Source organism: Actinomycetota bacterium, assembly GCA_035536535.1.
Classification (GTDB): domain Bacteria; phylum Actinomycetota; class JAICYB01; order JAICYB01; family JAICYB01; genus DATLNZ01.
The window spans coordinates 1-8,767 of record DATLNZ010000056.1; the positions used below are offsets into that span (position 1 = coordinate 1).

At 70.1% G+C, this 8,767-nt stretch carries 11 protein-coding genes; all 11 read right to left on the reverse strand.

What is annotated here, in order from left to right; translation table 11 throughout:
- Window positions 1–942: HAMP domain-containing sensor histidine kinase (locus tag VNE62_03615; GenBank protein ID HVE91379.1), on the reverse strand; the 942-nt coding region annotated here is incomplete at its 3' end.
- Window positions 939–1,610, reverse strand: coding sequence for a response regulator transcription factor (locus tag VNE62_03620; protein ID HVE91380.1), 672 nt, complete (start codon window positions 1,608–1,610; stop codon window positions 939–941). The genes VNE62_03620 and VNE62_03615, both read right to left, overlap by 4 nt.
- A 75-nt stretch (window positions 1,611–1,685) precedes the next feature.
- Window positions 1,686–2,339, reverse strand: a complete 654-nt coding sequence (locus VNE62_03625; GenBank protein ID HVE91381.1) for a hypothetical protein — start codon at window positions 2,337–2,339, stop codon at window positions 1,686–1,688.
- Between the two features lie 100 nt (window positions 2,340–2,439).
- Window positions 2,440–3,933 carry an anthranilate synthase component I gene (trpE, locus tag VNE62_03630; GenBank protein HVE91382.1) on the reverse strand — a complete coding sequence of 498 codons (1,494 nt, stop codon included), beginning with the start codon at window positions 3,931–3,933 and terminating at the stop codon, window positions 2,440–2,442.
- Entirely contained in the window at window positions 3,930–4,280 is a 351-nt protein-coding gene (hisI, locus tag VNE62_03635; GenBank protein HVE91383.1) for a phosphoribosyl-AMP cyclohydrolase, read from the reverse strand. Before hisI ends, trpE begins: the two co-directional genes overlap by 4 nt.
- Window positions 4,277–5,035 carry an imidazole glycerol phosphate synthase subunit HisF gene (hisF, locus tag VNE62_03640; protein HVE91384.1) on the reverse strand — a complete coding sequence of 253 codons (759 nt, stop codon included), beginning with the start codon at window positions 5,033–5,035 and terminating at the stop codon, window positions 4,277–4,279. Before hisF ends, hisI begins: the two co-directional genes overlap by 4 nt.
- Window positions 5,032–5,766, reverse strand: coding sequence for a 1-(5-phosphoribosyl)-5-[(5-phosphoribosylamino)methylideneamino]imidazole-4-carboxamide isomerase (hisA, locus tag VNE62_03645; protein HVE91385.1), 735 nt, complete (start codon window positions 5,764–5,766; stop codon window positions 5,032–5,034). Before hisA ends, hisF begins: the two co-directional genes overlap by 4 nt.
- Window positions 5,766–6,365, reverse strand: coding sequence for an imidazole glycerol phosphate synthase subunit HisH (gene hisH, locus VNE62_03650; GenBank protein ID HVE91386.1), 600 nt, complete (start codon window positions 6,363–6,365; stop codon window positions 5,766–5,768). The genes hisA and hisH overlap by 1 nt, the downstream gene beginning before the upstream one ends.
- A 2-nt stretch (window positions 6,366–6,367) precedes the next feature.
- On the reverse strand, window positions 6,368–6,958 hold the full coding sequence (hisB, locus tag VNE62_03655; protein ID HVE91387.1) for an imidazoleglycerol-phosphate dehydratase HisB: 591 nt from the start codon (window positions 6,956–6,958) through the stop codon (window positions 6,368–6,370).
- 70 nt (window positions 6,959–7,028) lie between these two features.
- Window positions 7,029–8,078, reverse strand: coding sequence for a histidinol-phosphate transaminase (gene hisC, locus VNE62_03660; protein ID HVE91388.1), 1,050 nt, complete (start codon window positions 8,076–8,078; stop codon window positions 7,029–7,031).
- Window positions 8,078–8,767, reverse strand: a 690-nt coding sequence (hisD, locus tag VNE62_03665) for a histidinol dehydrogenase (GenBank protein ID HVE91389.1), incomplete at its 5' end; no start/stop codon positions are given. The genes hisC and hisD, both read right to left, overlap by 1 nt.

Genomic DNA, 8,767 nt, shown 5'->3' on the forward strand with positions numbered 1-8,767 from the left:
GTGCTCCAGCATCACCTCCGCCTGGGACGCCAGGGGCCTGAGCGACTCCACGACCCGCGCGCCCACCGCCGCAAGGTCCGCCTCCTCCACCTCGACCGGGAACTCACCGGACTGCAGGCGGGCCAGGTCCATCAGGTCACCCACCAGGCGCTCCAGCCGGCGCGACTCGTCCAGGACGACCCGGCCGGCGGCGGCGGGGTCGGGAGCCGCTGCGTCCGCAAGGGCTTCTGCGTAGCCACGTATGGACGTCAGAGGCGTCCGCAACTCGTGGGACACCGACAGCAGGAACGTCCTCTCCCTTTCGCGGGCGGCGGCCAAACCAGTGGACATGCCCGCAAAGGCGGCGCGCAGGTCCGCGACCTCCGACGGCTCGCCGTCCTGAGCAGCGAGGGCCTCCGGAGCCGGCGGCGACCCCCGGGCCAGACCTACAGCGGCCCCGGCGAGCTGGGATAGCGGCTGCGAGATGCGGCGGGACAGCAGGTAGGCGACTGCCGCACTGGCCGCGAGCGCAATTAGCGACGCGACCAGGACCCGCCTCGCAACGTGGGAACCGAGGCCGCGTGACCCCTCCGCAAGACGCACCACGTACAGCGTCCCGGCGCTCTGCCTCACGGCGACCCGGCGAGCTACGTACAGGACCTCCTGGCCGTCGACCTCACCCCGGCCCTCGGGCTGGTCGAGACCGGCGTACGGATGGTCCACTCCGTCCGGGACGAACTCGGCCCCCAGCGAGACGAAGACGCCCTCCGGACCGCGGGGGCCGGCCCGCAGGACTCCCGGCCGATGCGCCATCCGGTCCGCCTGGAGCCGGAGCTCCGCCAAAGTCGCCTGGTCCCCCGTCGCGCGCACGAGCCCCAGCGTCAGCCCGGCAGTCAGCACGACGGCGCCGACGGCAACCCCGCCGATGGCGGACGCCAGCACCCGCCTGAGGGACGGACTCACGACGGCATCTCGGCCTTGTACCCGACCCCCCGCACCGTCCGGACCGGACAGCGGGAACCGAGCTTGCGGCGCAGCTGCGCGACGTGGACGTCCACCGTCCTGGAGTCGACGTCGTCCGGATAGCCCCACACGGCCTCCAGCAGCTGTGACCTCGTCCAGACGCGTCCGGGGTGTCCGAGCAGGTGCGCCAGAAGATCGAACTCCTTGCGCGTGAGGTCCACGGGGGCCGAGTCAAGCGTCACATCGCGCGAGTCCGGGTCCAGCCGCAGACCTCCCGCGTCGACCGCGCCGGAATGCGCCGCCGGCTCCCCCCTTCGCAGAACGCCGCGCACGCGCGCCACCAGCTCGCGGGGGCTGAAGGGCTTGGTGACGTAGTCGTCGGCGCCGAGCTCAAGGCCCAGGACGCGGTCCGCCTCCGCGTCGCGCGCGGTGACCATGATCACGGGCAGCGCGGAGCGTCTGCGGATCTCGCGGAACAGGTCGATGCCGTCTCCGTCCGGCAGGGACAGGTCGAGCAGCACCAGGGCGAGCGACGGGTCGTCCAGCTGGGATCTCGCGCGCTTGGCGTCCGGGGCGACGCGCGCCCGGTAACCCGCCTGGTCCAGGTACATCTCGAGGAGCCGCGCGATCGGCTCCTCGTCTTCGACTACCAGGATCGTCCGGCGCATCGGGTTTCCAAGCCTAGCGTCGCCGGAGGCTGACAAAGGGACGGCGGGCCCGTGGGCCCGCCGTCCCTTTCAGTCCTAGACGGGCATCTCCTCCTCAAAGGCGACAGCGTCCTCCGGGGGCCCGGGGATCACGAAGGTCCCGGGATGGACCTGGCCCTCGGCTCCCGGCGCGGCTCCCTTTCGTTCTCCCGGAGCTCGCCGCTCGGCCTTCTGCGGCCGGGGACACGAGGCCCGGTCCTGCCGGCACTTCTCGCGCTGCGCCTCCATCTGCGCGTACCTCTCGGCGGAGATCGCCCGCACCCCGCGAGTCACGAAGGCGGCGTCGCCTTCCTTGGCCTGCTGGGCGAAGACGTGGTCGCCGGACTTGAGGTCCGACAGCGCGGCCTTGTTTCCGTCGCGATTGATCTTCGTCTCGTCGGACAGGGGCACGCGGACGACCGTGTTGTCCTCCTCGCGAATGACGAGGGTCTGTCCCTCGACGGCGGTCAGGATCCCGCGGTCGATGCGGACCGTCCGGACCGGCCCCCCGTCACGTCCCGGGAGGACGAACTCGCCCCGCATGGCGCCGTGGAATCCCTTGGCCGCGAAGTGTCCGTGCTTTCTGCCTTCAACACGGTGCTTTTTCGCCGGTTGCGGCGCAGGAGACTCCTGCGCCGTCACCGACAAGGTGGAGCCGAGGATGACGCCCCCGGTCACCAACCCCAGCAGCTGAAGCTTTGACACTTGCATACCTGCCTCCTGTAACTCGGGTCTTCCGTCGTTCATAGAGTCGACGACCACTGAGAAGAGAACATCAAGCGAACGTAAGGTCTCTGTAAGGCGCTCCGCGCTAGCGCTGCAGGGCCTCCGCAGCGCGGATCGCGTTCACCACCGCCGACGCCTTGTTCAGGCACTCCAGGTACTCGTCGTCGGGGTCGGAATCGGCGACTATCCCGCCGCCGGCCTGGACCCACGCCGTGTCCCTGGCGATCACCGCGGTCCTCAGGGCGATCGCGGTGTCGAGGTTTCCGGAGAAGTCGAAGTAGCCCACCACTCCCGCATAGACCCCGCGACGGTGCTCCTCGAGGTCGTCGATGATCTGCATTGCGCGCACCTTGGGGGCCCCGGTCACGGTGCCGGCAGGGAAGGTCGCCTTCAGCACGTCGAAAGCCGTGACGCCGTCGCGCAGCTGGCCCGTCACCTCCGACACCAGGTGCATCAGGTGCGAGTAGCGCTGGACGTCCAGCATCCGCGGCACCTCCACCGACCCGTACTCGCACACCCGCCCTAAGTCGTTGCGAGCCAGGTCCACGAGCATCACGTGCTCGGCCCGCTCCTTGTCGTCGGACAGAAGTTCCTGCTCGAGGCTGCGGTCGGAGTCGGGGGTGAGCCCGCGCCAGCGGGTCCCGGCGATGGGGTGTGTCGTGGCGGTCCGTCCCTCGACGCGCACCAGGGCCTCCGGCGACGAGCCGATCACCCACGTGTCGCCGAAGCGCAGCAGGTACATGTAGGGGGACGGGTTCACGAGCCGGAGCATCCGGTAGACGTCCACCGGCGACGCGCGCAGATCCTCCACGACAAAGCGCTGGGACAGCACCACCTGGAAGACGTCCCCGGACAGGATGTGCTCCCGCGCCGCGGCCAGCATCTCGCGCCACCTCTGCCTGCTCACGTTCGATGGCGGCGGGTTTTGCCGCTCGATGCGCGGCGGGGCGACGGGCTCCTGCTCCAGAGGCCTGCGCAGGTAGGCGATGAGATCCTCGCAGCGGTGGATCGCGTCTTCGTAGTCGGCCTCCGGGCGGTCGCCGGGGACCACGTTCACGATTACGGACAACACCTGGCGGAAGTGGTCGAAGGCGATGACCCGGTCGGAGAACTGCAGCTGGACGTCCGGGAGCCCGGACGGGTCCTGCGGCCGCGGGGGCAGAGACTCGATATGCCGGACGGCGTCGTAGCCGATATAGCCCACGGCCCCGCCGTGAAGCGGCGGCAGTCCGTCCAGACGAGGCGCGCGGTAGCCCTCCACGGTGGACTGGACGATCTCGAGCGGGTTTCGTCCGGTGGCCCATTGCGGCGGGTCGCCCTCCCACTGCACCTCGTCTCCCATCACGCGCAGCACCAGGAATGGGTCGACTCCGACAAACGAGTACCGGCTCCACCGCTCGCCGCGCTCCGCCGACTCGAGCAGAAACGAGTTGCGCGACTTGGCCACCTTTAGCCAGGCCGACACCGGCGTCTCGAGGTCGGCTATGACCTCCCGCCACACGGGCACGACGGTGTGCGATTCGGCGAGCCGCTTGAACCCGTCGAGGCCGGGGCGGTACAGCGTGCGGTCAAGGCTCACGCGTCGAGGGTGCGGTAGAAGCAGGACCTGTTCCCGGTGTGGCAGGCGCCGTCGCCCTCCAGGTGCACCCGGACGAGCAGCGCGTCCGCGTCGCAGTCGTAGCGGACGTCCACCAGGCGCAGCTTGTTGCCCGACGTCTCGCCCTTCGTCCACAGCTCCCGCCGCGAGCGCGACCAGAACGTGGCGAGCCCCTTGCTAAAGGTCGCACGGATCGACTCTTCGTTCATCCAACCGAGCATCAGCACGTCGCCGGTGGCGGCCTCCTGGACGATGGCGGGCAGCAGTCCCCGGTCGTCAAAGGACAAGTCGGCGATCGACAGGTCCGCATCCTGGTTCGGCGACGTCATGTCAGCCGCACCGGGAGCCCGCGTCCGGCGAGGTGCGCCTTCAGCTGGGAGATCTCATAGAGGCCGTCGTGGACGATCGAGGCGATCAGGACCGCGTCCGCCCCGGCATCCAGCGCGTCCGCCAGGTGCTCCGGACCCCCCGCCCCCCCGGAGGCGATAACCGGGACCCCGACCGCCTCCGCTACTGCCGACGTCAGCTCCACGTCGTAGCCGTCCTGTGTGCCATCGCGGTCCATGGACGTGAGCAGGATCTCGCCGGCCCCGAGCTTCTCGGCCTCCGCGGCCCACTGGACCGCATCCTTGCCGGTGGCTGTGCGCCCGCCGTTGACGAAGACCTCCCAGCCGCCGTTTCGGCGCCGGGCGTCGATCGCGCACACGACACACTGGGAGCCGAAGGCGTCCGACGCTTCGCGGACCAGCCGTGGGTCCGACACGGCCGCTGTGTTGAGCGAGATCTTGTCTGCGCCGGTCCGCAGCATCCGTCGGACGTCGTCCACCGTTCTGATCCCTCCGCCCACGGTGAACGGGATGAACACGCGCTCGGCGGCGGCCCGAATGACGTCGTAGATCGACTCGCGTCCGTGGGCCGAGGCGGTGATGTCCAGCAGCACGATCTCGTCGGCCCCCTGAGCGTCGTACCGCTCGGCTAGCTCAACCGGGTCGCCGGCATCGCGGATGTCCACGAAGTTCACGCCCTTCACGACACGGCCCCCATCGACGTCCAGGCAGGGGACGACCCGCTTCGCGAGCGTCACGCGGGGGCCGCCACGGCGATCGCTTCCCTGAGCTCCAGCGCACCGGCGTACAGGGCACGGCCGACGACCACGCCCTCGATGCCTCGCGAGGCGGCGGCCGATAGCGCACGGATGTCGTCCAGGCCGGACACGCCACCGGAGGCGATCACCGGCACCCCCGACACCTGCGCGACCTCGCACAGCTGCTCGAGGTTCGGCCCGGACATCATCCCGTCGCGGGAGATGTCGGTGCACAGGAGACGGCGGACGCCCAGTCCCGCAAGCTCGGCCGCCGTGGACAGCAGGTCGAGTCCGGAGTCCTCGCGCCAGCCGCCTACCCTCAGGTGGCCGTCGCGCGCGTCCAGCGCCACGACGACGCGCTGGGCGAACAGGTCCAGAGCCGAGGACAAAAAGTCGCGGTCGGTGAGGGCCGCCGTCCCGAGGACGACGCGGTCGGCTCCCCAGTCGATCCAACGGCGCACGGAATCCAGGTCGCGGATGCCGCCGCCCACCTGGACGGCGATGCTGGTGGCGGTTATGACGCGGGCGACGTCCTGCAGGTGGGCCGGACGCCCTTGGGCCGCTCCGTCGAGATCGACTACGTGGATGCGGACCGCCCCCATCTCCTCCCAGCGCTGCGCGACGAGCACAGGGTCGTCGTCGTAGACAATCTTTGTCGCCAGGTCACCCTGCTCGACGCGCACGACCTGTCCCTCGCACAGGTCGATGGCCGGGATCACCTCAAACGGCATCAGGCGGCCTCCCGGCAGAAGCGCTCGAGCAGCCGCCGCCCGACTTCGCCGGACTTCTCCGGGTGGAACTGCACGCCCACGACGCTTCCCTGCTCCAAGCCGCTGCAGAAAGCCGACTCGTAGGTGGTGGACGAGGCCGCGACCGATGGATCGGGACGCACGACGTAGGAGTGGACGAAATACACCATCTCGCCGGGCGCCACCGCGGACAGCACCCGCGCGGACGGCGAAACGTCCAGCGTGTTCCATCCCATGTGCGGGACCCTGCGAGCCTCGATCCTGCGGACCTCGCCCTCGCAGATGCCGAGACCCTCGGCGGACGGGTCTTCGTCGGACTTCTCGAACAGAAGCTGGAGGCCCAGGCATATGCCGAGCAGCGGACGTCCCGCCGCCGCCCACTCGCGCAGCGCAGGCGCAAAGGGACGCAGGTTCCGCGACCCCGCGCCGAAGTGGCCGACGCCCGGCAACACGATGGCGTCGAGGCCGGACCGCAGTTCGCCGGGGGACGAAATCAGCACGGGCGCCGCTCCGGCCCGTTCCAGCGCCTTTATGACGCTCGGCAAGTTGCCGAGCCCGTAGTCGACCACGCCGGTGCGCAAGCTCAATCCAGCACGCCCTTGGTGGACGGCGCTGTTGTTCCGCCCGTGACAGCGCAGGCCATCGTCAGGGCCCTGGCCAGCGCCTTGAACTCCCCTTCGATGATGTGGTGGGGGTCACGCCCGTCCAGAAGCCTCACGTGAAGCGTGATGCCGGCACGGTTGACGATTGCGCGCATGAACTCGTTGGTCAGGGCCGTGTCGTAGCCGCCCACCGAGTCGGACGGGTTCGGCACATCCCGCGCCAGGTAGGGCCGGCCGGACAGGTCCAGTGCGACCTGAACCAGGGCGTCCTCCATCGGAACCAGCGCGGAGCCGTAGCGCGCGATCCCGTACTTGCCTCCCAGCGCCTCCCGCAGGGCGTCGCCAAGTGCGAGACCGACGTCCTCCACCGTGTGGTGCGCGTCCACGTCCAGGTCGCCGGACGCCTCCACGGTCAGGTCAAAGCCGGCGTGGCGGCCGAGTTGGTCGAGCATGTGGTCGAAGAAGGCGACTCCCGTTGATATCGAAGTCTGCGGGGGGCCGTCGAGGCAAAGCTCGACCACTACTTTCGTTTCGGTTGTCTCCCGCTCGATGCGGGAGCGGCGCTCTGGCATGGGACTCCTGTGCGGGGGGCGGCCCGCCGATGATATGGCTCCTCTGCCCGGCGCGCCTTGGGGCCCTCACCTACGCGGACGACGCCACGACTTCGAGGAACTCCTCGTTTTCCTCCGGACGCCCCGCGGTCACCCGCAGGCACCCCTCCAGGTACGGGGTCGTGCGGAAGTCCCGGATCAGGATCCCGGCCCCCGACAGCCTCGCCAGCAGCGACTCCGCGTCGCGCGGGCGAAACAGGACGAAGTTCGCCCGGCTCCCGAACACCTCGGCCCCCGATGCGGCGAGCGCCTCGGCGATCCGGTCGCGCTCCGCAACGATCTCGTCGACATGCGCGAGGACAGCCTTCCTGTTCTCGAGGACCACCCGCGCAGTCGTCTGTGCCAGGACCGACTGTCCGTAGGGCATCCGGACGCGCACCAGCCACGCGATGACGTCCGGGTGCGCCACCGCCCAGCCGACGCGGACACCGGCCAGCCGGAACGCCTTGGACAGCGTCCGGACGACCATGACGTTCTGGAACTCCCGCAGGCGAGGCAGAAAGGTCACGCCGCAGAACTCGTGGTAGGCCTCGTCTAGCACCAGCAGTCCGGACCCCGCGGAGGCGAGGCGGGCGACATCGTCCGGCTCGGTGAGGACTCCCGTCGGGTTGTCCGGGGAGGCCAGGAACACCAGCGCCGGGTCGTGCGTCTGGATCTCGTCCACCGCCGCGGACACGTCCAGCCGGAAGTCCCGCCCCCTCGGCACGACGCTGGCCGTGGTACCGGCGATGACCGCCTGCCGGCGGTGCATCGCGTAGGTGGGCTCGAACAGAAGCGCCGACCTGCCCTGCCCCCCAAAGGCCAGCGCCGCGTTCAGCAGGACCTCGTTTGAGCCGCTGCCCACCCAGATCCAATCGGGGTCGACGCCGCAGTAGGCGGCGATCTGCCCTCGAAGGGCGGTCGACTCCCCGTCCGGATACCTGTGCAGGTCGGCCCGCGACAACTCCTGCATCACATGCGCCCGAACCTCGTCCGGAAGCGGGTAGGGGCTTTCGTTGGCGTGCAGCAGGATCCTCGGGCGCTCCCGCGGGGGCCGGTAGGCCGGCAGGGCCTCGATCTCCGGCCGCGGCCGGGGGATCATCAGACGTCGCCGCCGGGGCCGGGGTGCTCCAACCGCAATCGCATGGAGTCGCGATGCGCCAGCAGTCCCTCGGCCTCCGCGAGCGCCTCCACCGTTTCGGAGTCGCGGGCCAGCGCCTCGCGCGTGTACGACACGGTGTTGATCGACACGAGGAAGTCGCGGACCGACAGCCCGGACGAAAACCGCGCCGTCCTGGAGGTCGGGAGCACGTGGCTGGGTCCGGCCACGTAGTCGGAAACGGCGGCGGGGGTCCACTCGCCCACGAGGGCGGTCCCGGCCGCGGTCACCTGCGCGAGGAACGCGTCCGGCTCCGCAACGTGCATGGACAGATGCTCGGGGGCCAGCTCGTTGACGACCGCCACGGCCTGCGAGAGGTCGCGCACCAGGACCGCCAGCCCGTGGTTGGCCAGCGACTCGCGCGTCTCCTTGGCGCGAGCAAGGGAGCCGAGCCGCTCCCACATGACCTTGAGGCATGAAGCGAGCACGTCCTCGGACGTCGTCACGAGGATCGCCGAGGCCTCCGGATCGTGCTCGGCCTGCGTCAGGACCTCTGCCGCGGCAAAGGCGGGGTTGGCGGCGTCGTCGGCGACGACCACCGACTCCGACGGACCGAACAGCCCGTCGATCCCGACCGTCCCGTACACCTCGCGCTTGGCCAGCGTCACGTACAGGTTCCCGGGGCCGCAGAT

Bases quoted from the DNA above. Each gene is read 5' to 3' on its own strand.
- VNE62_03620 (HVE91380.1), bottom strand. From the start codon at position 1,610: ATGCGCCGGACGATCCTGGTAGTCGAAGACGAGGAGCCGATCGCGCGG.
- VNE62_03625 (HVE91381.1), bottom strand. From the start codon at position 2,339: ATGCAAGTGTCAAAGCTTCAGCTGCTGGGGTTGGTGACCGGGGGCGTC.
- hisI (HVE91383.1), bottom strand. From the start codon at position 4,280: ATGACGTCGCCGAACCAGGATGCGGACCTGTCGATCGCCGACTTGTCC.
- hisA (HVE91385.1), bottom strand. From the start codon at position 5,766: ATGCCGTTTGAGGTGATCCCGGCCATCGACCTGTGCGAGGGACAGGTC.
- hisB (HVE91387.1), bottom strand. From the start codon at position 6,958: ATGCCAGAGCGCCGCTCCCGCATCGAGCGGGAGACAACCGAAACGAAA.
- hisC (HVE91388.1), bottom strand. From the start codon at position 8,078: ATGATCCCCCGGCCGCGGCCGGAGATCGAGGCCCTGCCGGCCTACCGG.